Origin of the sequence: Endozoicomonas euniceicola (assembly GCF_025562755.1) — a bacterium.
Classification (GTDB): domain Bacteria; phylum Pseudomonadota; class Gammaproteobacteria; order Pseudomonadales; family Endozoicomonadaceae; genus Endozoicomonas_A; species Endozoicomonas_A euniceicola.
Map to the genome: position 1 here is coordinate 5,760,994 of NZ_CP103300.1, position 23,667 is coordinate 5,784,660.

Sequence of the window (23,667 nt, forward strand, 5' to 3'; positions counted from 1 at the left end):
AGTGAAAATTATCAATTTAAAGTGAAGCGCAAAGTCGGGCTATTGAAAATCACCTTCAGCAGAAAATAAATCGGCAAGCGCAATGGACTTAGCTTATGCTTATGGAGAAAAAATCTGGGAATGGTTGTATCTAGCCACTGAGAAAAACGTCTCAAGGTAGGTTTGAAAAATTGATAACTTTAATAATAAAACGTGAAAGATTTAATGCTGTTTTTGTATTTTTGTTATTGTTTTTGTCGTTTCAGAGTGCTTTGGCAGGCCATATAGAGAAACAAATAACATTATGTCCAGTGGTTAATAAAGGTGAAGAATTAAAGATTTACCAAGAGGCTTTCAAAGATATCATTAATGGAAATATACCCAATATAGGTAATCTTGGGATTAATGTCCTTATTAAGGAAAAAAAGTCCAGGTATGTTTCTCTATTGGGTTATGCTGTGCGCTTAAATAAAAATAACGTCGCTCTATGGCTTCTTGATCAAGGAGCAGACCCTGATGGATGCAGTAATTCTAACTATAAAAAAATGTATGAAGGACTACCGTCTGAGACACCCCCTATAATTTCTGCTTTTGAAAGCCATAACGATGCGCTTCTGGAATCATTGATCGAAAAAGGAGCCAATCCATTAGTCAAATATTATAACGGTGTTACAGCAATAAATATAAAAAAATCCCCCTTCGATTTTGAATATGCTTTCAAGGCTATAGCGTTACTTTGCGAAAATAAAACGTATGAGGAGATTGCGAAAGAAAGCCTTGGTTATAGCTGTTCTGAATTTATTGAAAAGAGAAATGAGCTGGAAGAAAATTTAAATTCATGTGTGCAGGGAAAACCATATTTTAAAGCACCTGTCTCCATAAAAATAAAGAGAGCTTGTATTAGCCTGCTTCCCAATAAAAAAATTATTTCTATGTTAGATCAAAAAAAATCTTTATGGAATGAAATCTTCGGAACTGATAACTGGTTTTGGGAAACGTTACCTTCAGCGACAGAGGAAATTAAATCGAGAAGCGTTCTATCTTTCGACTTGATAAGGGGTGCTGTAGATGAAAATAATGTTGAGCTGGTTAAATTAATTTTGGATACTACCAATGAAAAACCCTCTTATGATGTCTCATTTCCACCCATACTACTGGCGAGCGATACCCCGGAGATCACCAGAATGTTGCTGAAATGGGGTATTAGAACTAATTTAGGTGACCGGCTGAGTTCATATCGTTATTATCGCAATCAGCTTACTGATTTTGATAAACAGCGTTTAGCTAATCCCCTGGTAGAGGCGGTGAAAAAAGGTCATTTGGAAAATGCAAAAGTATTGATTGAATTTGGTGCCGACCCCGATCATAAATTTATTCAGCAGATGGAAAGGCATAAAATAACCCGCGATATGGCACTTCTTCTCCAGTTTTATAAAAGGACAGAGCTACTCTCTTATATTGGTGATGAAACCCCGGCTCAGGAGAAGAAAAATATACGGTTAAAAAAGGCCGTTATGGCGCAGGATGTATTTGAAACAGCAGCCAGTCTGGCTAACGGTGCCAGCCCCAATACCCGGCTTCCGGATGATCATGGTAATAGTAATGGAGATTTGTTAGCTGAAGCTCTTATTCTTGAAAAAGACCAGACTGAAGCCAGTATCTCCCGCCTTTTACTTTTGTACGGTGCCGCCACAGATTATGTTGCGGCTAACGTAAAAGGCATGAAACTGAAGGTCTACAAATACGAGGAAGTTGACGATCTCCTGGATTATATTCATGAAGGTTCCGAGCCGGAGGTGCCCGCTTTTCTCTGGAATCAATATATTCAGGATCATGAACTGGCAATGGCGCTTGACTATTTTAATACGTTTATCAGGGAAAAAAATGAAATAACAGCCAACAAAGTGTTCAGTATGTTCCAGCGAACTGCGGCTGATGCCGGCGTGCGCATAGACGAGCATCCGGATGTCTTGAACGGACTGACTGCCTGTTTGAATCTGTTGCCTGCGGTTAGTGGAGTGAACCGGGTCTGGGCAGATAGTAACTCTACCCCACCTTTTACAACGCCCTGGCTGAATGGCACAGTCTGCTTCGAAGATAACTGTGAGGCGGTTAAGCCAATCCCCGATAGTTCTGATGCCTATTATGAAACAGAGCACCTGCCATCTCATGGGGGTGAAAGTGGGGGTGAAGCCTTTCAACCCTACTGCCAGATAATCGATTCCTTGATGAGTCCTGCTGGCAAAGAAGTACTAAGGCGTTAACAAATACCATCAGCCTCTTCTGACTTGAGGCTGATGGTATGACTTTGCGGGTAGAGCAGCACGGTCAATGGCTTCCAGTAAAAGTCTGCTCAATGGCACCAAACAGGGGTTGCCCATCCGGAGTGGTGATTTCAATTCGTACTTTGTCTCCAGGCTGTAAATAGCGGGTTTGAGGTTGTCCACTGGCGATGATTTCCAGCATTCGCTGTTCCACAAGGCAGCATGAACCCGTGCTTTTATCTTTATTGGACACGGTGCCCGAGCCAATAATGGTGCCTCGCCCAAGTGGACGGGTTTTCGCGGCATGGGCAATCAGTTCGTGAAAGTTGAAGGTCATATCGACTGCGCAGTCAGGGTGTCCAAAAGGCTGGTCATTGAAGTAGACCTGCATGGGCAGGCTGAGTTTTCCCTCTTGCCAATAATGCCCCAGTTCATCCGGAGTAACAGCGACCGGGCCAAAGCTGCTGGGAGGTTTGCTCTGGACAAAGCCGAAGCCTTTGCCCAGTTCTTCCGGAATCAGGTTGCGCAGCGATAGGTCGTTACAGAGCATCACCAGCATAATATGCTGGTGTGCTTCCTCCGCACTGCACCCTATAGGCACATCGTCGGTAATGATCGCCAGCTCTGCTTCAAAATCTACGCCCCAGTCCGGATTGCCAGTGATAGGATCACAGGGACCTAACAGGTTATCGGAGCCCCCCTGGTACATAAGCGGGTCGGTCCAGAAACTGTCTGGCATGGGAACACCCCGGGCTTTTCTTGCCAGTTCTACATGGTTAACGTAGGCGCTGCCATCAAGCCATTGAGTGGCCCTGGGTAAAGGTGCGCTGCAACTAGGGGTATGAAAACGTTTAGCGTTGTCAACCTGTCCAGCGGCATTGATGCGCTGGTGACGCTCTTGCAGGTCTGGCAGGAGCGTTTCCCAGTTATCCAGACATTCCCGTAATGAAGGGGCAATATCCGTGATGCGGAAAGCCCGCTTCAGGTTTCTGGATACTATGTGCAACTGACCGTCACGACCGGATTTATAGCTGGCAAATTTCATTCTTTTGTCCTGTCAGTTTTTATCGGATGATGCAGGGTTTTTCCATGAGTCGGCATAGGCTTTGATGTCAACCTGCTCTGCCTGCGTTGACAGTGACAACGGTCGGCGGGTGTCTATCATAACCGCCACTTCGTTGGTGAAGGTTTGCGGGTCTTCCATGCTTTTTTTCAGAGCCTTGGGGTGTGGCCCGTGGGGAAAACCACAGGGGTGGAAAGTCACCATACCGGCATCTATGTGGTCGCGGCTGAAGAAATTACCCTGGTGATAAAAGATCACTTCGTCAAAGTCATCATTGTTATGGAAAAAGGGGACTTTGAGAGCATTAGGGTCTGTTTCAATGGGGCGGGGGCAGAAGGTGCAGACGACAAACCCCTGACCGACAAATGTCGTATGCACGGAAGGGGGTAAATGATAGCGGTGACTGGTGAGCGGTCTTATATCCCGCCAGTTCAGCCTGATCACTGTGTTGGTTCCGTGCCAGCCAACGGCGTCAAGAGGGTTAAAAGGGTAAGTGAGGGTAGAAATTGCATCGAGCCGTTTGATGCGAACCTGCCACTCGTTTTCATCCTGCTGAGCCTTGAACTGGCTGTTGATTTCAGGATGATCCAGTACGGCAGGGTCGTAAATAGCATTGTATCCAGTGATGCCCTTGTCTGGCAGACGGTAACAGCCGTCTCTGTTTTCCACCATCAGGATGGCAGTGGGGACTGATGTTTCAATGCGCCACGCTGTGCCCCTGGGTATAACCAGATAGTCACCTTCTGTAATGGACAAGTGCCCATAGTCACAGAAAAACTCGCCCTGACCTTTATGAATAAACAGCAGTTCATCACCATCGCTGTTGCGTACCAGATGCTGCATGGGCTGTGACAGCTGCCAGAAACGAATGGACGTATCCTGGTTATAAAGAAAGGGGGAGGTGGACCATGGGCATTCCACTGAACTGTCCAGCTGGGTCAGATTCAGTGCGTGGGGGCGCAGCGGGCCTTCAAAGTGACTCCAGCCTGTTGGTGGATGGCGGTGATGCATCTGTGTCACCGGGCCGTAAAAACCCTCGCGTCCAAGCTCTCGTTCGTAAGTTCCTTCAGGAAGGTCGCAGTGCGCCTGCCGGGAACATTGGCCTTCACGTAATGGCAGGTGTATCCATGGTTTGTAACTCATTGAAGCGCTCCGGTTGATGTCTGAAACGTTGAGAGGTGCATAAGCCCTGTTACTGTTATTTTTTTACTCTGGGTTTCCGGGTTATAAGTTTCTCTTGCTGGCTTTTTTTACAAGAGAGCAGGTTAAGAGATATAGACGATAGTGTTATGATTGTCATGATTTAATAGCTTAAAACGATGGATGAACGTGGTAAAGCTACTGAAGACAACACTGTTTTATTTGAACCAGCAACTGTTCAGGTTAACCTGGCTTGCTATTGTGGTACTGCTTAGCACACTCTATTTTGGCAGTTGGTTTTTAATGACACTCTCTGGTGAGCAGGGACTGACAGAACCCGGAGTCTGGCTTTATTATTTTGTGACGACGGCCACCACCATTGGCTACGGCGACTTGAGCCCTCAAACTATGGGAGGGCGGATTGTGGCAGCTTTTTTCATGATGCCGGGGGCTGTGGTTGTTTTTGCTGCATTTCTTGGCAAGATGTCGACTACGTTTGTCAATCTCTGGAGGAAAGGCATGCAGGGGAAGGACGACTTTTCCATGTTCGATGATCATATTGTCATCCTTGGCTGGCATCCCGAACACACACCACAGATGATCAACCTGATTTACGGTGATACCCGAAGGGTTGAACGTAAGGTTGTGTTATGCGCGACTGAAGAAATGGAAAACCCGTTTCCGGATGCTGTCTATTTTGTTCGTGGTGAGAATCTGCATAGCGATGACCTGCTGAAACGTTCAGGCATTCGGACTGCGTCCCGGATTATTATTTACCGGGGCAATGATGACAAAACTCTGGCCTCCTGCCTGACCGTGGTAGCCACGGGAACGGAAGCCCATATTGTCGCTTGGTTTGATACCCGGGGCATGGCTGACCTGCTTAAATCCCACTGTCCGGATGTTGAGTGCCATTCTGATGCTTCTATGGAAATGCTGGTTCGTTCAGCCCAGGACCCGGGTTCTTCCCGTGTCCAGGAGCAGCTGTTATCCACGCTGGAAGGGCCGACCCAGTTTTCTATTCCTGTGCCTGATAGCTTTGGGGCTGTCAGCTTTTCCCGGCTGATGAGTTACTTCAAAACAGAACATGAGGCTATGATTCTGGGCGTTGCTGACAAAGTGACTGGCGATAACCTGAAGTTAAATCCTGAAAGTGATTATCAGGTGAGGGGACAGCAGGTTATTTACTATATGGCTGCCGAGCGAATTCATTCCCGTGATGTTAACTGGGAAAAGTGTCAATAGGCCTTATACGGGGGGCTGAAGGCTAGAATATACTGCTGTTGGCTGTTGGCTGTTGGCTGTTGGCTGTTGGCTGTTGGCTGGACGAACAGCTAATAGCCAGCAGCTAAAAGCCCGTAAACTTCTTCATGTCTGGAACAGCCCATAAGGTGACGTGTATTATTTATCACTGGCAAGTGATAAATGGATAATGACAGTTCAATGAAGTCCAACCTGATTACCCGGGCCGGTAAAGAAGCCTTGCAGAAAGAACTTGACTGGCTATGGAAAATAAAGAGACCACAGGTAACCCAGGCGGTTTCCGAAGCTGCGGCACTGGGAGATCGCTCAGAAAATGCAGAATACAAGGAAGGCAAGCGTGAACTCAGAAGCATTGATCGTCGGCTTCGCTTCCTGACCAAAAGGCTGGAAACGGTTAAAGTCGTGGATTATTCACCGGAGCAGGAAGGTAAGTGTTTTTTTGGTGCCTGGGTTGAGATAGAAAATGAAAGTGGTGAAATTTTGCAGTGTCGTATTGTTGGTTCGGATGAAATTGATGTCAGCAAAGGCCATATCACCATCGACTCGCCCATGGCAAAAGCTCTGATAGGCAAGCAGGTAGATGATGAGGTGGTGGTAAAAACACCGACGGGAGATAAAGTCTGGTTTATTCTTAATATCCAGTATCAGGCTTTTGATCAGGGCTGATCGAGTTCCAGAAGGCGAGCTGTAGAAAGGCATTTATGGCATTTTGTCGTATAACCTGTATTTTTACTTAAACTTGCTGATACAGGTATGCCATGGGAGCATAATCGTGTATTGTCTTTCGCCCTTTCTGTCTGGCATTTATTCGGTACTTAGATAGTAGTACCTTGATATTGGTACTTAGAGCCCGTGAAGCGATACAAGCAAACCATACTGTCTAATTTTTTCGTGGCTATTGATTCACAAAGCACTGACACCAGTGACGGTGACTATCATCTGGTGGAAGCAAATCTTGATATTGAATCCAGAGATGATCGCACCCTGTGTACTGAAGTACTACATGGCGAATACCGCTATGAAGTGTTGACAAACCATTTGCTGGTCAGCGCCTGCCCAATCTGTTCTGCCATTCTCAAACGTCGCATCAGTAATATGCCCCTCGAACGCAAGGCTGGAACAACGAGTGCTTTTGAAGATATTGAAGAAGAAGTGCCGAAAACCCAGATGGCACTGCCTCTTGACAACAGTGCTGATGACAAAAAAGAAGACACAGAACTCAGCAGTGGGAAGGCATCACCACAATTTGAGCTGTTTGGTTAAGGGAAGCGGCAGTGGATCCCCGCCTGCGCGGGGATGACGATGGGATATTTTTCTCTGCTACTTCCCTGAGTACGGCTGGCTTTACTACTGAACGCGCTTGCGGCCCGGCAGGATGTCTTTCAACTTGTCATGCATGGCGCGTAGAGTGTTTTCGGTTGTCTCCCAGTCGATGCAGGCATCAGTCACAGAAACGCCATACTCCATGTTGTCGCTGATTTTCTGAGCTCCCCAGCCAATATTGCTCTCTACCATCAGGCCAACAATAGACTCATTGCCTTCTATAATCTGGTTGGCGACATTTTCCAGAACCAGGGGTTGCAGACCGGGATCTTTGTTAGAGTTGGCATGGGAGCAGTCCACCATTATATTGGGTTCGATACCGGCTTTATGCAGTTCCTGTTCACAGATAGCCACACTGACGGAATCATAATTTGGCTTGCCGCCTCCACCACGAAGAACAACGTGGCCATAAGGATTACCCTTGGTTCGGGTAACTGCTACCTGACCATTGCCGCTTATACCCAGAAAACGGTGGGGTTTTGATACCGAGTTCAGCGCATTGATGGCGACTTCCAGGCTACCATCGGTACCGTTTTTGAAGCCAACCGCAGAAGACAGACCGCTGGCCATTTCACGATGGGTCTGTGATTCTGTTGTACGTGCGCCAATAGCTGACCATGCCACCAGGTCCTGTAGGTATTGTGGAGAAATCGGGTCTAAAGCTTCCGTTGCGGTTGGCATACCTATCTCGGCAACATCCATCAGGAGTCGCCTGCCAATATGAAGACCATCAGCAATTTTAAATGAGTCATTCAGGTAAGGGTCGTTAATAAGGCCCTTCCAGCCCACGGTGGTTCGTGGTTTTTCAAAATAGACCCGCATTACCAGATACAGTGTATCACCCACTTCTTCACTGAGGGCTTTCAGGCGCTGCGCATAATCCAGCGCCGCATCGACGTCGTGAATTGAGCAGGGGCCAATAACAATAAACAGCCGGTGATCTTTACCGTCGATAATATTCCGAATCACCTGGCGACCTTCGAAAACCGTGCGGGCCGCAGCCTCACTCACGGGTATTTCCTGCTTAAGCAGCTCTGGAGTAACCAGTACTTCCTGGGATTCAATATTAAGGTTTTCAATAGGTAATGCGGTCATAATGCTCTAAGTCCGGGGCTTTTATCTTTTTTACTCCCTTACAAGGGGGCTAGGTACCGGCCAATCAGTCAGTGTGTCTGATGACAGTAAAATTGACATGGATTAGCGGTGGATCGTCACTGTAATTCATGTGGGAGGATGGCTGCAACTTTTTCTGAGAAGGTAAACTGCATTTTACTTAAACAACCCCGTTTCACTGCACTGTAACCGTTAAACCAGATATCGAATACCAAGAACGAGAAGGACGCTGGCAAGAATGATCCTCATGGCCTTATCTGGCAGATGTCGTCCAATGCGGGAGCCCAGATAAACAGCAGGTAGTGACCCGACGAGCAAGGCGCCAAGCAGGGCAAAATCAACATTGCCCAGCCAGATATGCCCAATTCCGGCTACCAGTGTTAACGGAACCGCATGGGCTATATCAGTACCTACGACTTTTACAGAAGACAATTTCGGGTAGAGGATAAGCAGTATGGCTGTACCCAGTGCTCCGGCACCGACGGATGAAAGTGTCACGAGAAGGCCCAGAAGTGCGCCCATTATAACGGTCATTTTCAAACGTTGCTGATCAGACCACTGCACATTATCTCCGAATGATATTGAAAGCAGCCGGTTGCGAAAGAAAAGTACTATAGCTGTCAAAGTAAGCATAAAACCAAGGCAGGTTGTTAAGATCAGGCTATAATAATCGCTCCCGGCAAACATGTATTTCAGGGTGACAACGGTCGCGATGGTAGTAGGAATACTGCCTGCACACATGGCTTTGACCAGTAACCAGTCCACGCTTTTCTGGCGGTGATGTGTCAGCACTCCACTGCCTTTGGTCAACGCGGCATACATAAGGTCGGTACCGATGGCGATATGCGCCGGGAAACCAAAAACGAGCAGTAGCGGCGTCATCAATGACCCGCCTCCGATACCGGTTAAACCGACTGCAAATCCCACACTGGCACCTGCTGAAATGTAGAGTAATGCGTCCATGAAATATGGTCTAAAGTTATAAGTAGCTCAGGCGATGTTTGAAATCATGATATTAAATGCATGATTTGCTGGTAACTGTAGCGACCGGCTTGTATTCTTGGAAGTAATTAAATGCTATTCGCTTATGCCGTGTAGTACTAAGAATGCAAAATAACTTTCTCACGCTATAGGTTTTAGTAAGCTTGACCGGAGGCCATAAATGAAGCTGCAACAACTGCGCTATATCTGGGAGGTCGCTCATCATGATCTCAATGTTTCAGCCACAGCGCAGAGCCTTTACACTTCCCAGCCCGGTATCAGTAAACAGATTCGACTACTTGAAGATGAACTTGGTGTTGAAGTGTTTGCCCGAAGTGGCAAGCATTTAACGCGAATCACGCCAGCAGGCGAAAAAATCATTGAAACCGCAGGTGAGATTTTAAGGAAAGTTGAGAGTATCAAACAGGTGGCCCAGGAGTTCAGTGATGAACGCAAAGGCAGCCTTTCAATAGCCACCACCCACACACAGGCTCGTTACTCTCTGCCTGGTATCATTAACCGATTTATTGCTCAATACCCCGACGTCTCTCTGCATATGCATCAGGGAACGCCCATTCAGATTGCCGAAATGGCGGCAGATGGTACGGTTGACTTTGCCATTGCGACAGAAGCACTGGAACTGTTCAATGATCTGGTGATGATGCCGTGCTATCGCTGGAACCGCTGTGTCCTGGTGCCAAAGGATCACCCTTTGACCCAGGTGTCGGAGCTAACTCTTCAGGATGTTGCCCGCTATCCTCTGGTCACTTACGTATTTGGCTTTACAGGTCGTTCAAAACTGGATGAAGCCTTTATGAATGAAGGGCTGTCACCCAGAGTCGTGTTTACCGCCACTGATGCCGATGTAATTAAAACTTACGTACGGTTAAACCTGGGCGTTGGCATTATTGCCGGTATGGCTTATGACCCGGAACTGGATTCAGATCTGGTGCCTCTTAATGCCAGCCACCTGTTTGAGCATAGTGTCACCAAGATAGGTTTTCGCAGAGGAACCTTCCTGCGTGGGTTTATGTACGACTTTATCCAGCAGTTTGCACCGCACCTGACGAAAGAGGTAGTTCAGGATGCTATTTCCCGCCACAACAAGGCGGAAGTGGATGAATTGTTTTCCGGTGTGCAGTTGCCGACCCATTAAGGCAATCGACCCAATAGTGAAGTAGCATAAGATTCCGGCGGCCATCAGGTCGCCGTTTTTTTTAGAATGTCCTTCACCAGTTTGAAATAAATGGTGTAGACTTTTGCGTCTTTACCCTTCTCTTCAACGATAAAGAAAGGCGCTTTATCGATCTGGTAGTAATCTGCCAGCAATGCACCTTCACTACCAGCGTCGTTTTCTACATAATCTGCAAAATGGTCAATCTGACTGATGTAGCCGGATTCCTCCAACCGTTCCTGCACATCAATGCACTTCTGGCAGTAGAATCCGTCGGCCATTAATTTTTTTACCATTGTTATACGCATAGCGGTATTTTCCAAAATAGTAACGCCATATTCTTCCTCGTCTATTTTAATACCAATTCCAACCTCAAACACCAGTTGTTTGTGTTATATTCCAGTGATCCAGGTGTCGGCTACAGCTAATTGGCAGTATCTGATTTTTTGCCTACACTTTTTGAGCTGTTACTTTTCAGGTAGAGTATCCGATCGTTTGTCCCACATGTGTCGTCTTTGTCGACCCCACAGCCTGCGATTGAACAATGTAATTCTGATGAGGATTGGTAGCAATGATCTTTCCTGGAAGATGATTGAGAATCAGTCTGAATTTGAATTCCCCACACTTTCTCCAGAAATACTTGTACAGTCCAGTTCCCGTGGGTAGGTTCATCATAACCACAAAAATGATCGAATAATCTACTGTGAAAATGCTTGCTTGTACATTCTTCTGCTAAGGGCATCAACTCAGGAAAAATAACCACCATTTTGGTATTGATTATTTGATTGGCTGTTGTCGATTTTAACCTTGCCAAATCCATAAAAATCCTATCAAGCATCCCACAAGAAGGTTTGAATGCTTTACAGAGATGTAAAAAACTTTTTTTAGAGGTGCTAACTATCTCATTGTGGTAGTTAATAGTATCTTTTGAGCCTTCAAAATCTACTGAATAACAGTTTGTGTCATTAGAAGTCATGTCATAATGGTATTTCATGGAATGAGTAGCTTCTTCCTCTTCTTGAAAATATTTTGGGGTAAAGCACAATGCAAATTTAGAATTTTTCTCTACCTTATAACTACCATCATCAGCTTCAGTGAGAGTGCTATTACCTTTGACCTCCATAAAACCATTTTTTGCTTTAAAAATGCTGTATGGGAATATTTCGTTAGATACTTTTTCCCCCATATAAATGGTTTGTGCCAGTGATATTTCTGCGTTGAGGGCGAAAGTGATAAGTATGAAAAAAGTCAGTGTACGTAGTACGATTGAGACTTCAGTAACAAGTTGAAAAGCAGGATTCCACATAATCATCTCTCATCTTTTGTAGAAGCTGTAAAGCCACGAAGTATAGTTCGCTATTAGCCTTACTAAATCAAATTTTCAGCCTCAATTTTCTTCTTCAGGGGTGTGGATTCTTTGTACGATAATGCAGGAACGAACAGTATCTTGAAAGTGGCTGGTTCAAGACTTTGATAAGGCTATCAACACTAATGCTGCGATAAAAAACAGAAACATGAACGTTAAAATTTTATTCGTACCTTCTGGAGTATCTTTAAACTCTTTCCAGGCAAACACCCCCCATGAAATTGCTACGAGGGGAGCGGCGTTACTCAGGGCGTAGGCGATGGTTGGAGCTTGTCCTGCTGAAATAAAGCTCATAATGAATCCCAGCATCCAAATTGATCCACCCAGAATACCCCAGAGGTGTGAGGTAAGCGTGCCTTTGAAGTACTCTGCAATTTTAACCGGCTCCCCGGCAACAGGCTGTGCCATAAATATCGGGTTAATTACAAACGTGCTCAGGAAAGCGCCCAGGGCAAAGCAGACGACTCCTGAGTAGGGCGTTAACTTACCGGTACCACTCAGGCCAAAGGCCGGGTCTATACCGTACATCGTAACTGTAAAAAAAGGAGCAATAGATAACCCTCCCAAAACTGCCAGAATGATACCTTTCATAGAGCTGCCCTTACGTTGTGAAGTCAGTCGACGATAGGCAACCATGTTCAAATAGATAGCGGTAATTCCCAGGGCCATACCACTGAACAGCAATACCGGATTAATACTGCTGCCACCTGTCATATTTATCTCGGTAATATAGCCAATAATCGTTCCCCCCAGCCAGGATAATCCAGCACCTATTGGAAAGCCTATAGCCAGCCCTGTTAACGAAATGGCTGCGATAATCAGGAAGTCGCCAATATTCCAGAACACCCCCCCGAGTAGGCCGTAACCAATACTTTGCAGATCAGCCTGCTGAATATCTTCTAAAAAGGTTCTCCCCCCTGGCTCAGCACCAAATGATCCAAGAGTGAACGCGGCTAAAAGGGAAAATAGCAATAGCCCCAGGACAGCATCCCAGTAGAATAATTCAAACCGCCAGTTTTTTGCTGCCAGCTTCTGGGTATTCGCCCACGACCCCCAGCAGGTCATGGACATCAGGGAGAAAAATACAGCCTGCGCATAACTATGTACGAGTACCATGGGCTTATCCTCCCGGACAGGCTCAGGAAGTCTACCCTGTCATCACATACTTTCCAGACCGTGCATCAGGTTTTTAACCTTGGTGACTGACTCCTGATACTCCTGTTCACAATCGGAATCGGCCACAATAGCGCCACCGCCCCAGCAGTGCAGCCGGTTGTTACGGGCTATCAGTGAGCGGATAGTAATACTGGTATCCATCTGCCCGTCTGTACTGATGTAGCCAATGGAGCCACAGTAAATAGTGCGCGCAGACGCTTCCAGTTCGTGAATGATCTCCATGGAACGAATCTTGGGGGCTCCTGTAATAGAGCCACCGGGAAATGCGTGAGATAACACATCCAGAGCGTGCCGGTCCTCATCCAGCTCACCGGTCACAGTGCTGACCAGGTGATGCACATTGGCATAACTCTCAAGGCCAAAAAGGCGAGGCACTTTTATGCTGCCGGTTTTACAGATTTTGCCCAGGTCATTGCGCAGCAGGTCGACGATCATCAGGTTCTCAGCCCGGTCTTTCTCACATTCCAGCAAGTCCTGTGCATACTCACGGTCTTCCTGTTCTGAGCGTCCTCTGGGGCGTGTGCCTTTTATGGGGTGAGTTTCAACGTGGCGACCTGTGACTTTAATGAAGCGTTCCGGAGAGTGGCTGAGAATCTCAAAGCCAGGGAGTGACAAATAGGCAGAATAAGGAGCGGGGCTGACTTCTCTCAACGTCTTATAGGCTGACCAGCTATTGCCCTGATAGTGCGCAACAAACTCCTGAGTCAGATTTACTTCGTAACAGTCGCCAGCAAGGATATAGTCCTGAATTCTGTCAAAGGCTTCTTTATACTCGGTTTTAGTGATGGATGGGGTAAAACCACGGGTTATTTTAAATGCTGATGACCTGGCTGCTTCCGGTTGGTGGAAAAGGGCCAACACCTTTTCTCTTTCCTGTTCCGGGCAACCCGGATGAAAAACAAGTTGTGTCGACTGCTGTTTATGGTCTGAAATCAGCGCCCAGTGATACAGCCCAACACTCATTAAAGGTGTTTCCATCTCACGTCTGGCAATGCGACCGGGTTCCAGTACCGAGGCCAGCTCATAGCCCCAGAAACCTATTGCGCCACCGGTAAAGGGCAGGGCGTTTTTTACGACAGGTGTCATTTTTTCCAGCAGTTCGGACAGGCAGTCAAAGGGAGACTGCCCGGAACGGTCAATAGCTTCCCCGGTTAAATAATTGGTAACCTTCACTTGCTCATTATTGTCCACCGCTACCACGGCCCATGGATTTGCGGAGATGATGTCGTAACGACTGCGTGATTCTGAATATTTTGAGCCGCAGCTGTCGAGAAAACAGGGCAGGGTTTCATTCAGGCAATGTTCAAACCAGATGCTGGAGTCAGCCTGATAGTCCAGATCAACGATGATCAGTTCGTTCATAGTGGCCATAAAGTAGCGAGCAAAAATGTGGTGGCATTCTACATGCAGTCATAGCTGACTGCCATGAACAATGTAGGCATATTGCCCGCTTCTGTATAGAGACGGCACAATTATAGTCCAGAAACAGGGTTTGAGTATGTTGGCAGATTAGAATACTGTTTCTAAAATCCTGTCTGAATGTCGCTTATGTGCAAACAATAATTCCCGGGAGAGCATTACTATGCCAGAGACAGATAAAAACAACGCCCTGAGTCGTCTGATTATACAACAGGGCATTGTAACCGCTCCGGGTGTTTATGACGGTCTTTCCGCCCGTCTGGCAGAAGAAGCCGGATTTTCTGCGCTCTATGCCAGTGGTGGGGCTATGGCCCGCAGCACCGGTGTGCCTGACATTGGTCTGTTAACGTTAACGGAAGTGGTAGACCGGGTTCGGCAGATTTGTGAGTCCACGACTCTGCCAGTGATTGCCGATGCCGATACGGGTTTCGGTAATGAAGTCAATGTAAAGCGCACTGTTGAGTTGTTCAAAAATGCCGGTGTGTCAGCCTTTCATCTTGAAGATCAGGAGTTCCCCAAGCGTTGCGGTCATCTGGACGGTAAATCCCTGATACCTGCGGATGAGATGTGCAAAAAGATCGAAGTGGCCAGCAAATACGCCGGAGAGGTGATGGTCATAGCCCGTACCGATGCGATTGCTGTCACCGGCTTTGACGATGCCATTGGCCGTGGCAAAGCTTATGTTGAAGCCGGTGCCGACATGCTGTTTGTGGAAGCACCGCAAACCGTGCAACAGATTGAAGCCATCGCCAGACAGGCACCGGGTCCCAAACTGATTAACATGTTTTATGGTGGCAAAACGCCGCTGGTGCCAGCGGCTGACCTGAAAGCCATGGGCTATCAACTGATTATTATTCCCTCTGATTTACAGCGTGCTGCCATGACGGCCATGAAAGAAGTGCTCGATGTGATCCGGCGTGACGGTGACAGCGGCGCCGTTGCCGATGATATGCTGACTTTTCAGGATCGTGAACGTCTGGTAAAAACCAAAGAGTTTTTAAATCCTTAAAAATCAGAAAGATATTACACATAATCAAAGTAATGTCTTACTTTACTAATAACAACATCCATAACAAGAATGGGGTGACATCATGGCTGAGAAAAAACTGAATGGCGCAGGTCTGCGTGGCCAGAGTGCAGGATCAACGGCTTTATGTACCGTAGGCCAGTCCGGTACCGGGCTGACTTACTGTGGTTATGATATTTCTGAACTGGCAGATCATGCCACCTTTGAGGAAGTGGCTTATCTGCTGTTCAATGGTGATCTGCCCAATGCCAGCGAGCTGTCGGGTTATAAAGAACGACTGAAAACCTTCCGGGGGTTGCCTCAGCCATTGAAAGTCTGCCTTGAGCAGATTCCGGCGGATGCTCACCCCATGGATGTATTGCGAACCGGTACGTCAGTGCTTGGCAATCTGGAAGCGGAGACCAGCTTTACTGAGCAGCAGGATGTGGCAGATCGCTTACTGGGCGCTTTGCCTTCAATCCTCCTGTACTGGTATCACTTCAGCCATAATGGTGAACGGATTGACACAGAAGTGGGTGATGATTCCATTGCCGGTCATTTTCTGGCCATGCTTCATGGCAAAGAGCCCTCTGCCGAGCATCGCCGTTGTCTGGATGTTTCACTGATTTTGTACGCCGAACATGAGTTCAATGCCTCAACGTTTACTGCAAGAGTCTGCGCCTCCACTCTGTCGGATATGCACTCCTGCGTAACCGGCGCTATTGGTTCCCTGCGTGGGCCATTACATGGCGGTGCCAATGAAGCAGCCATGGCGTTGATTGAGCAGTTCAGTTCAGTGGAAGAAGCCATCGACTGTGTAAAAGGCATGCTGGTTCGCAAGGACAAGATCATGGGCTTTGGTCATGCCATCTATCGTGAGTCCGATCCCCGCAATGCCATTATCAAGCAGTGGTCAAAGAAACTGGGCGAAGCCGTCGGCGACCAGATACTCTATCCGGTTTCCGAAGCCATTGAGCAGCTGATGTGGGATGAAAAGAAACTGTTCTGCAATGCGGACTTCTTCCATGCGTCCGCCTACAATTTTATGGGCATTCCCACCAAACTGTTTACGCCCATTTTTGTCTGCTCCAGGGTTTCAGGCTGGACGGCTCACGTTATGGAGCAGCGGGCGAATAACCGAATCATCCGTCCTTCTGCGGATTATATTGGTGAAGAGCCACGCAGCTGGCTGCCGCTGGCAGACCGTTAACAGCGGGTTGAGTCAATCGCCGCCCGAATGATGGGTGGCTCCTTTCCTTTTGACCCGGTGGATTCATTGTTATGAGTACAGCAGTTATGAACACTGCCTATCGAAAATCATTACCAGGGACTGATCTGGATTACTATGATACCCGGGCTGCCGTTGATGCCATTCAACCCGGTGCTTATCTTAAGCTGCCATACACTGCCAGGGTGCTGGCTGAAAACCTGGTACGTCGCTGTGATCCGACAACACTGACAGCCTCTTTGCAACAGATTATTGATCGTAAACGGGAGCTGGACTTCCCCTGGTATCCGGCCAGGGTCGTCTGTCACGATATCCTCGGACAGACTGCGCTGGTTGACCTCGCCGGTCTGCGTGATGCCATTGCCCAGCAGGGGGGCGACCCGGCAAAGGTTAACCCGGTAGTGCCCACTCAGCTGATTGTGGATCATTCACTGGCGGTGGAACACGGAGGCTACGACAAGGACGCTTTCGATAAAAACCGGGCCATTGAAGACCGGCGCAATGAAGATCGCTTCCATTTTATCAACTGGACCAGGGACGCCTTTAAAAACGTCGATGTTATCCCACCCGGCAATGGCATTCTGCACCAGATAAACCTGGAGAAGATGTCACCGGTTATTCAGTCGAGGGAGGGCGTGGCTTTTCCGGATACCCTGGTAGGTACTGACAGCCATACGCCCCATGTGGATGCCCTGGGTGTGATTGCCCTGGGTGTCGGTGGACTGGAGGCGGAAAGCGTGATGTTGGGGCGGGCTTCCTGGATGCGACTGCCCGACATTATCGGTGTTGAGATTGCTGGTAAACGCCAGCCGGGCATTACCGCCACGGATATTGTCCTGGCGCTGACCGAATTCCTGCGTAACGAGAAGGTGGTGTCGTCTTATCTGGAGTTTTACGGTACCGGTGTTGCCGACCTGACCCTGGGCGACCGTGCCACCATTGCCAATATGACGCCGGAGTTTGGTGCTTCTGCCGGACTGTTCTATATCGACGGGCAGACCATTGATTACCTGAAGCTGACTGGCAGGGACGATGACCAGGTCAGATTGGTTGAGCACTACGCTAAAACCGCAGGACTCTGGGCTGATCGTCTGGAACAGGCGGAATATGAACGGGTTCTGACGTTTGACCTGTCGAAGGTGGGTCGCAATATTGCGGGCCCTTCCAACCCTCACCGTCGTGTATCCACGTCCGAACTGGCGCAGAAGGGTATTTCCGGCAAAGTAGAAAATGAACCCGGTTTGATGCCTGACGGGGCAGTGATTATTGCCGCCATTACCAGCTGCACCAATACCTCTAACCCTCGCAATACGGTGGCGGCCGGACTGCTGGCAAAAAAAGCCAATGCCCTGGGGCTGGTGCGTAAACCCTGGGTGAAAACCTCCTTTGCACCCGGCTCTAAAGCGGTGCAGCTGTACCTGGAATCCGCCGGTCTGCTGCCCGAGCTGGAAAGCCTTGGTTTTGGTATCGTCGGTTTTGCCTGCACTACCTGCAATGGCATGAGCGGAGCCCTTGATCCGGTCATTCAGAAGGAAGTCGTTGACCGCGACCTGTATGCAACTGCGGTGCTGTCCGGCAACCGCAACTTTGATGGCCGTATCCATCCTTATGCGAAACAGGCCTTTCTCGCCTCACCACCGCTGGTGGTGGCTTACGCCATTGCCGGAACCATTCGTTTCGATATTGAACAGGATGTTCTGGGTGTTGACCAGAAAGGCAATCCGGTTACGCTGAAGGATATCTGGCCTGCGGATGAAGAGATTGATGCGATTGTTCACGCTCATGTGAAGCCGGAACAGTTTCGGGAAGTCTATATTCCCATGTTTGACCTGGACTCTGGTCGTGGCAATACAACGAACCCTCTTTATCAGTGGCGTCCACAAAGTACTTATATTCGCCGTCCTCCCTACTGGGAAGGCGCTCTGGCTGGTGAGCGCACCATGAAAGGCATGCGCCCCCTGGCAGTGCTTGGCGATAACATCACCACCGATCACCTGTCGCCATCCAATGCCATTCTGCCTGACAGTGCCGCCGGGGAATATCTGGCGAAAATGGGGCTGCCGGAAGAAGACTTTAACTCTTACGCCACCCATCGTGGTGATCACCTGACCGCCCAGAGAGCGACCTTTGCCAATCCAAAGCTGCTTAACGAAATGGTCACAGAGAATGGAGAAGTCGTTCAGGGGTCTCTGGCGCGGGTTGAACCGGAAGGCAAAGTCACCCGCATGTGGGAAGCCATTGAAACCTATATGGAACGCCAGCAGCCGTTGATCATTATTGCCGGGGCGGATTATGGTCAGGGTTCATCCCGGGACTGGGCGGCTAAAGGCGTGCGTCTGGCCGGTGTGGAAGTGATTGTCGCTGAAGGGTTTGAGCGCATTCACCGGACCAACCTGGTGGGCATGGGTGTGTTGCCGTTGGAATTTAAAGCCGGGATCACTCGCACAACCCTGGCTATTGACGGTACAGAAACTTTTGATGTCCTGGGAGACCGGACTCCGGGTGCCACACTGAAGCTTTTTATTCATCGCCGTGATGGGGAAACGCTTGAAGTACCAGTGACCTGTCGTCTTGATACCGCTGAGGAAGTGTCCATTTATGAAGCGGGTGGTGTGCTTCAGCGTTTTGCCAGAGATTTTTTGAGCAAAGATGAACAGCTAAAAGCCAACAGCTAAAAGCCCGGTATACCCTAAGGAGGGAAATCATGAGTTCTGTGCCTCAGGTGAAAATCCCTGCCACCTATATGCGTGGCGGAACCAGTAAAGGGGTGTTCTTCAGCCTTGAAGATCTTCCCGAACCGGCTCAGGTGCCGGGTGAAGCCAGGGATAAACTGCTGTTACGTGTGATTGGTAGCCCTGACCCCTATGGCAAACACACCGACGGCATGGGCGGGGCTACTTCCAGTACCAGCAAAACGGTGATCGTTTCCAGAAGCGCTTCCCAAAGTGCTCAGGCAAGCCATGATGTGGACTACCTGTTTGGTCAGGTCGCCATCGACAGACCGTTCGTGGACTGGAGTGGTAACTGCGGCAACCTGACGGCTGCTGCGGGGGCTTTTGCCATCAGCAAAGGGTTGGTTGATCCTGACCGGATTCCTGACAATGGCTTTGCCACGGTACGCATCTGGCAGGTGAATATTCAGAAAACCATTGTCGCCCATATCCCCATCAGCAACGGTGAGGTGCAGGAAACCGGTGACTTTGAGCTGGACGGTGTCACCTTTCCTGCGGCAGAAGTTCAGGTTGAGTTTTTGAATCCGGTGGATGCCAGTGAAGCCATGTTCCCGACCGGGCAGTTGGTGGATACGCTGGACGTGCCAGGTATTGGTCGGTTACCAGCCACCATGATTAATGCCGGGATTCCCACCATTTTCCTCAATGCTCAGGATATTGGTTACACCGGCACCGAGCTTCAGGACGATATTAATGGTGATGACGAAGCATTAAAGCGATTCGAAACCATTCGTGCCCACGGTGCGGTTCAAATGGGGTTGATTGATCATATTGATCAGGCGTTACAGCAACAACATATTCCCAAGGTGGCCTTTGTTGGCAAGCCCTCTGATTATAAGGCATCCAGTGGTAAAGCCGTTTCAGCGAATGATATTGATCTGCTGGTCAGGGCGCTGTCCATGGGTAAGCTCCATCATGCCATGATGGGAACCGCAGCGGTGGCGATTGGCACTGCGGCTGCTATTCCGGGAACACTGGTAAATCTTGCAGCCGGTGGGGGAGAGAGGCAGGTTGTTCGCTTTGGTCACCCGTCAGGTACATTAAAAGTGGGTGCTGAAGTCAGTGCTAATACGGGAGCCTGGCTGGTTGAAAAAGCAGTCATGAGCCGCAGCGCCAGAGTGTTGATGGAAGGCTGGGTTCGTGTGCCGGGGGATGCTTTTCAGGTTAGTAAATGCGAGAAAGCGGTTGACTCAATTCCCCCTGGCTAAAGCTACCTCTCTTCAGGGGGCTTTAGGCACGACTCCGAACATTGCCCGGGGGCTCTGTCACCCCGATCACAGTCGGACACTTCAAGATCAAGCTCTCCATATAGGTCGCTTGATGTTTCGGATGAGATATTGTACAGCAACTCAAACCAGTGATTGCCGTCCCCGGTGTTAGGGTTGCCTTGCAAAAATCCCAGAGTCACCGGCATCGAGCCGTCCCAAAAAGCTACTTCTATATAGTCCAGAGTCTCAATAAAGTTCAGGTACGAAGGCTCACTACCCCCTGGCTCAAACAGCAACGCAATGCTGCCGTCGTCACTCATGGTGTGATTCGCCTGTATGACCAGCACGGCTCTGTCCAGGTAATTGCTGACCAGGCCCAGTATTTCATGCCCTCCCCAGCTCTCCTGCTGCAAGGGGGACTCAATGCTCTGGGCATTCAGAAGCTGGTTGACCACCGCATTCAGGCTATTCAGGTCTTCGCCTTCCTGAAGCTCTGTATTGATGTGACCAAAGGTGTCTGAATAGTCGGACTGCTTCTGGGCGAACTCGATCAACTGACGGATTAAGCGCAGGGAGTCCTCCTGCTTTGGCTCCTCCACCCCTGATAACTGTTGGACAAGAGCGTGGAACAGACAAAGCCCGTCGCCGGGAGTATAGTTAGGCTGAAATCCCAGGATGGAGAAGCGCTCGATTGGGTCAATGCCCGATAGGTTCAGGAACCCTGCTTGATATTTGCACCCCGCTAAATGAGCCTGAAACTGTGAAAGAAGCCGCACGGGTTTGGACAGATCAGGCTTATCTTCTTTCAGGCGCTTCACAATATTCACCCGTCGCTGAATGTGTTTGCGTTTTAAATCCCAATCTGACTCGTCATTATTGAAGAATTTCACACCTTGGTCTTCGCCCACGGCGGGCATATATTTGGATAGATTCTTTACAATAGTGCACATAGCATCGCACATCTGAACAATCGTAGCGGCGACAGCGGTGACGTCGAGTTCACTCCAGATGCGTCCCCGGCTTGCATTATCTGCTATTGAGTTCATGAGACATTCAATCATTTGAAAGTCACGCAAGATACTAATAGCCCCGGTGTTGCTGTAAAGCCTCTCATCGTTTCCCTTAACAAATGCGCTCACATGATCCTGCAACCCATAGTTGTTTGGTGAATTTACTCTCCTAAGCCCATGAACCAATGCGGTGATCATCGTAAAATCTTCGGCAAAGAGCGCATAGAGAAGGTTGGATAGGTAGTCACTGAGGCCATCTATATCTTCATGTTCAAATTGAAAATTTTTGTACGTTTGGGCAATTACCTGCCATAAGCCGATCCTCAAGTCAGGCCAGTTTTCCTTAAGTAAGCGGTGGAATATATTAAGCACATTAATCTTTACCGCATCCTCCTGGTCTAAGGTGAGGAGGTCTATCACCCTCCAAAGGTTTTTATGCTCATGCAATTTTCTGAAATTGATAAACAGCTGGAGATACCGATTTATCGCATCATCAAGATAGTTCGGATAGATCCCATCACCACTTCCTATAGATCTTATAATCTGATCCTGAAGAATATTGCCCAGCACCTTATAGTGTTGGTCAAGATTGATCTCGCTATGCTCCTCTTTTAATTTAAAAAGCCTCTCCATGTAATCATTCAGCGCCTTCGTGTTATGAAATGAGTCTTGTGTTTCTCGTCTTTTTTTACCTTTTTTCTCAGCGAGCCTTAGCGCCGGAATGGCATCTGACAGCCTGTCTAAAAGGGACCGTGCTTCATCTTCTGGAAGTTCCGGCAGCTTGTCGGAATGGGAAGTGTTGGTGACGTCACCCACCTCAGGTTCAACGGATTTATCGTTGACTTCCGTACTGGCTGACGAATCATCGCCGGTAGATTGTCTTTTTTTACTGGGTGCTTTAAATTTTTTCCCTTTCTTTTTCCCCTTATTTTTTCCCTTCCTGTCTCCGTTTTTGGCGGTGGTGGATTGATTCAGGAGTCTTTCGTTATTTTCAGGCTCTACCTGGCGCTCAGGGTTCTGTTCGCTCATCTCCTCATCACCCTGATCACTGGAATGAGCTTGGGCCCGGGCCGCTGCCACTTTTTCTGCAGCCACTTTTTCTGCGGCTCCTGCCTCTTCAGCCAGAGGCGGGGTGGGCGAAGGTTCCATTGCGGGTGAAATTTCATCCACCATGGATAAAGATTGTTTGAGTTTGATGGATTTAATCTGCTCAAGTAGCTGCTTTTCGACCTTTCCATACTGTTCCGAATCGTCAAACAGCTTTAGATTCAGTTTTCGAACCGTCTCTTGACTGGCAGCGAGCGCCTGCTTTTTGCCAACCAGCGCTTTGCTCAGCTGATTAATCTGCCGGGACTGCTCCCTGACCTGCTGCCGCAGGGTCTGAGTCATACCCTGTTGCTCGTTATTAAAGCGGGGTGTCTGGGTGCCCTGATTCCTGACATGTATCGTAGAGGGCACTTCAGGCCAGGGCGCAGGTTGTTCCGACGGTTCAGGCTCCTCCTGCCTTTGCGCCGGGTTTTCGTTCTGCCGTTGCGGTCTGGTTGCCTCAGAGAGCTGACGGTTAAGTGCGGCTATCTGCTCCTCAAACCGGTTAGACTGCTTCTGCAACTCCTGCTCCAGGGCCTGGTTCGTTTTTGTCAGCTGCTCCTTTTCCTGCTGCAGTCCCTTCACCTTTTCTGACAGAGTATCGATATGACCGGATGCGTCCATCACCAGAAAGTGAGGCACGGGCGGCGGAACCACGGAAACAGGTGGAGCAGGCTGAACAAAAGAGGTGGGGAGAGCTGATCCTGGCATTGGGAGCTGCGCATGGGGCAGTAACACAGTGTATCTGTCGCCATCAACGTCCAGTCGGTAGTGCCCCTGCTCCTCTGTGACCGTGATCGGATTGAATTCCGTAGTGCCGAAATTAATCTCATAGTACGAGCCTGACTGCCGGATCGAGGCGGTAATAGGTAGCAGTGCCGTTTTCTTAGCGACATCAAGCTGAATATTGTAGTTTTTAAGCTCTTGCAGCGAGTAGCCGTAACCAAGGGAAGTCCATAGGGTCAGAAACAGCGCCCAGTGCTTGTAAAGATGCATTGCCCGGTTCATGAAACATCAAATACCATCGTCTCTCTGTGAGACACGTACCTAAGCGCCCGGATGTTGCCTGCAATGCAAGCATGCCCGACCAATCACTGCTGTTCGCTCATTATTTTGCTGGCTCATCAATAAGCGTA

Annotated in this window: 18 protein-coding genes; 9 read left to right on the forward strand and 9 right to left on the reverse strand. The window is 48.7% G+C overall.

Going from position 1 to position 23,667, the window contains the following annotated elements; all coding sequences use genetic code 11:
- Positions 1 to 170 precede the first annotated feature (170 nt).
- Complete coding sequence (locus tag NX720_RS23510) at positions 171 to 2,243, forward strand: hypothetical protein (protein WP_262597940.1); 2,073 nt, start codon at positions 171 to 173, stop codon at positions 2,241 to 2,243.
- A 64-nt stretch (positions 2,244 to 2,307) separates the two neighbouring features.
- Here NX720_RS23510 and NX720_RS23515 read toward each other — a convergent pair whose 3' ends face one another.
- Positions 2,308 to 3,288, reverse strand: coding sequence for a fumarylacetoacetate hydrolase family protein (locus NX720_RS23515; protein WP_262597942.1), 981 nt, complete (start codon positions 3,286 to 3,288; stop codon positions 2,308 to 2,310).
- A gap of 12 nt (positions 3,289 to 3,300) precedes the next feature.
- The gene (locus NX720_RS23520; RefSeq protein ID WP_262597943.1) at positions 3,301 to 4,449 is read right to left on the reverse strand and encodes a homogentisate 1,2-dioxygenase; all 1,149 of its coding nucleotides are present in this window, start codon (positions 4,447 to 4,449) and stop codon (positions 3,301 to 3,303) included.
- A 180-nt stretch (positions 4,450 to 4,629) separates the two neighbouring features.
- Here NX720_RS23520 and NX720_RS23525 point away from each other — a divergent pair, with 180 nt between their 5' ends.
- The 3 genes from NX720_RS23525 (at position 4,630) to NX720_RS23535 (ending at position 6,972) form a co-directional block, all read left to right on the forward strand.
- Complete coding sequence (locus tag NX720_RS23525) at positions 4,630 to 5,691, forward strand: potassium channel family protein (protein ID WP_262597944.1); 1,062 nt, start codon at positions 4,630 to 4,632, stop codon at positions 5,689 to 5,691.
- 180 nt (positions 5,692 to 5,871) lie between these two features.
- A complete protein-coding gene (gene greB, locus NX720_RS23530; RefSeq protein WP_262597945.1) occupies positions 5,872 to 6,375 on the forward strand; it encodes a transcription elongation factor GreB in 504 nt (167 codons plus the stop codon).
- A gap of 225 nt (positions 6,376 to 6,600) precedes the next feature.
- On the forward strand, positions 6,601 to 6,972 hold the full coding sequence (locus tag NX720_RS23535; RefSeq protein ID WP_262597946.1) for a hypothetical protein: 372 nt from the start codon (positions 6,601 to 6,603) through the stop codon (positions 6,970 to 6,972).
- 84 nt (positions 6,973 to 7,056) lie between these two features.
- Here the strand turns inward: NX720_RS23535 and NX720_RS23540 are convergent, their stop codons facing one another.
- Entirely contained in the window at positions 7,057 to 8,127 is a 1,071-nt protein-coding gene (locus tag NX720_RS23540; protein ID WP_262597947.1) for a 3-deoxy-7-phosphoheptulonate synthase, read from the reverse strand.
- Between the two features lie 210 nt (positions 8,128 to 8,337).
- Positions 8,338 to 9,108, reverse strand: coding sequence for a sulfite exporter TauE/SafE family protein (locus tag NX720_RS23545; protein ID WP_262597948.1), 771 nt, complete (start codon positions 9,106 to 9,108; stop codon positions 8,338 to 8,340).
- Positions 9,109 to 9,307: 199 nt separating this feature from the next.
- On the opposite strand from NX720_RS23545, the gene cysB reads away from it, so the two are divergent.
- Positions 9,308 to 10,282 (forward strand): HTH-type transcriptional regulator CysB, encoded by a 975-nt coding sequence (gene cysB, locus NX720_RS23550; RefSeq protein ID WP_262597949.1) that lies wholly within the window; start codon positions 9,308 to 9,310, stop codon positions 10,280 to 10,282.
- 44 nt (positions 10,283 to 10,326) lie between these two features.
- Here the strand turns inward: cysB and NX720_RS23555 are convergent, their stop codons facing one another.
- The 4 genes from NX720_RS23555 to pabB form a co-directional block, all read right to left on the reverse strand.
- Positions 10,327 to 10,680 (reverse strand): hypothetical protein, encoded by a 354-nt coding sequence (locus tag NX720_RS23555; RefSeq protein WP_262597950.1) that lies wholly within the window; start codon positions 10,678 to 10,680, stop codon positions 10,327 to 10,329.
- A gap of 44 nt (positions 10,681 to 10,724) precedes the next feature.
- On the reverse strand, positions 10,725 to 11,612 hold the full coding sequence (locus tag NX720_RS23560) for a hypothetical protein (RefSeq protein ID WP_262597951.1): 888 nt from the start codon (positions 11,610 to 11,612) through the stop codon (positions 10,725 to 10,727).
- 150 nt (positions 11,613 to 11,762) lie between these two features.
- On the reverse strand, positions 11,763 to 12,782 hold the full coding sequence (locus NX720_RS23565) for a hypothetical protein (RefSeq protein WP_262597952.1): 1,020 nt from the start codon (positions 12,780 to 12,782) through the stop codon (positions 11,763 to 11,765).
- Between the two features lie 42 nt (positions 12,783 to 12,824).
- On the reverse strand, positions 12,825 to 14,213 hold the full coding sequence (pabB, locus tag NX720_RS23570) for an aminodeoxychorismate synthase component I (protein ID WP_262597953.1): 1,389 nt from the start codon (positions 14,211 to 14,213) through the stop codon (positions 12,825 to 12,827).
- 211 nt (positions 14,214 to 14,424) lie between these two features.
- Between pabB and NX720_RS23575 the strand changes: the two genes are divergently transcribed.
- The 4 genes from NX720_RS23575 (at position 14,425) to prpF (ending at position 20,435) form a co-directional block, all read left to right on the forward strand.
- On the forward strand, positions 14,425 to 15,270 hold the full coding sequence (locus NX720_RS23575) for an isocitrate lyase/PEP mutase family protein (protein ID WP_262597954.1): 846 nt from the start codon (positions 14,425 to 14,427) through the stop codon (positions 15,268 to 15,270).
- Positions 15,271 to 15,352: 82 nt separating this feature from the next.
- Positions 15,353 to 16,477: a bifunctional 2-methylcitrate synthase/citrate synthase gene (gene prpC / locus NX720_RS23580; protein WP_262597955.1), complete on the forward strand. Its 1,125-nt coding sequence runs from the start codon at positions 15,353 to 15,355 to the stop codon at positions 16,475 to 16,477.
- 86 nt (positions 16,478 to 16,563) lie between these two features.
- The gene (acnD, locus tag NX720_RS23585; protein WP_262601648.1) at positions 16,564 to 19,170 is read left to right on the forward strand and encodes a Fe/S-dependent 2-methylisocitrate dehydratase AcnD; all 2,607 of its coding nucleotides are present in this window, start codon (positions 16,564 to 16,566) and stop codon (positions 19,168 to 19,170) included.
- 29 nt (positions 19,171 to 19,199) lie between these two features.
- Positions 19,200 to 20,435 carry a 2-methylaconitate cis-trans isomerase PrpF gene (prpF, locus tag NX720_RS23590; protein ID WP_262597956.1) on the forward strand — a complete coding sequence of 412 codons (1,236 nt, stop codon included), beginning with the start codon at positions 19,200 to 19,202 and terminating at the stop codon, positions 20,433 to 20,435.
- 2 nt (positions 20,436 to 20,437) lie between these two features.
- Here the strand turns inward: prpF and NX720_RS23595 are convergent, their stop codons facing one another.
- Positions 20,438 to 23,527 (reverse strand): OTU domain-containing protein, encoded by a 3,090-nt coding sequence (locus tag NX720_RS23595; RefSeq protein ID WP_262597958.1) that lies wholly within the window; start codon positions 23,525 to 23,527, stop codon positions 20,438 to 20,440.
- Between the last annotated feature and the right edge of the window lie 140 nt (positions 23,528 to 23,667).

What these genes read in the sequence shown, in the direction of transcription:
- NX720_RS23515 (WP_262597942.1), bottom strand. Translation starts at nt 3,288, where the DNA reads ATGAAATTTGCCAGCTATAAATCCGGTCGTGACGGTCAGTTGCACATA.
- NX720_RS23520 (WP_262597943.1), bottom strand. Translation starts at nt 4,449, where the DNA reads ATGAGTTACAAACCATGGATACACCTGCCATTACGTGAAGGCCAATGT.
- NX720_RS23525 (WP_262597944.1), top strand. Translation starts at nt 4,630, where the DNA reads ATGAACGTGGTAAAGCTACTGAAGACAACACTGTTTTATTTGAACCAG.
- greB (WP_262597945.1), top strand. Translation starts at nt 5,872, where the DNA reads ATGGATAATGACAGTTCAATGAAGTCCAACCTGATTACCCGGGCCGGT.
- NX720_RS23540 (WP_262597947.1), bottom strand. Translation starts at nt 8,127, where the DNA reads ATGACCGCATTACCTATTGAAAACCTTAATATTGAATCCCAGGAAGTA.
- NX720_RS23545 (WP_262597948.1), bottom strand. Translation starts at nt 9,108, where the DNA reads ATGGACGCATTACTCTACATTTCAGCAGGTGCCAGTGTGGGATTTGCA.
- cysB (WP_262597949.1), top strand. Translation starts at nt 9,308, where the DNA reads ATGAAGCTGCAACAACTGCGCTATATCTGGGAGGTCGCTCATCATGAT.
- NX720_RS23560 (WP_262597951.1), bottom strand. Translation starts at nt 11,612, where the DNA reads ATGATTATGTGGAATCCTGCTTTTCAACTTGTTACTGAAGTCTCAATC.
- NX720_RS23565 (WP_262597952.1), bottom strand. Translation starts at nt 12,782, where the DNA reads ATGGTACTCGTACATAGTTATGCGCAGGCTGTATTTTTCTCCCTGATG.
- pabB (WP_262597953.1), bottom strand. Translation starts at nt 14,213, where the DNA reads ATGGCCACTATGAACGAACTGATCATCGTTGATCTGGACTATCAGGCT.
- NX720_RS23575 (WP_262597954.1), top strand. Translation starts at nt 14,425, where the DNA reads ATGCCAGAGACAGATAAAAACAACGCCCTGAGTCGTCTGATTATACAA.
- prpC (WP_262597955.1), top strand. Translation starts at nt 15,353, where the DNA reads ATGGCTGAGAAAAAACTGAATGGCGCAGGTCTGCGTGGCCAGAGTGCA.
- acnD (WP_262601648.1), top strand. Translation starts at nt 16,564, where the DNA reads ATGAACACTGCCTATCGAAAATCATTACCAGGGACTGATCTGGATTAC.
- prpF (WP_262597956.1), top strand. Translation starts at nt 19,200, where the DNA reads ATGAGTTCTGTGCCTCAGGTGAAAATCCCTGCCACCTATATGCGTGGC.
- NX720_RS23595 (WP_262597958.1), bottom strand. Translation starts at nt 23,527, where the DNA reads ATGCATCTTTACAAGCACTGGGCGCTGTTTCTGACCCTATGGACTTCC.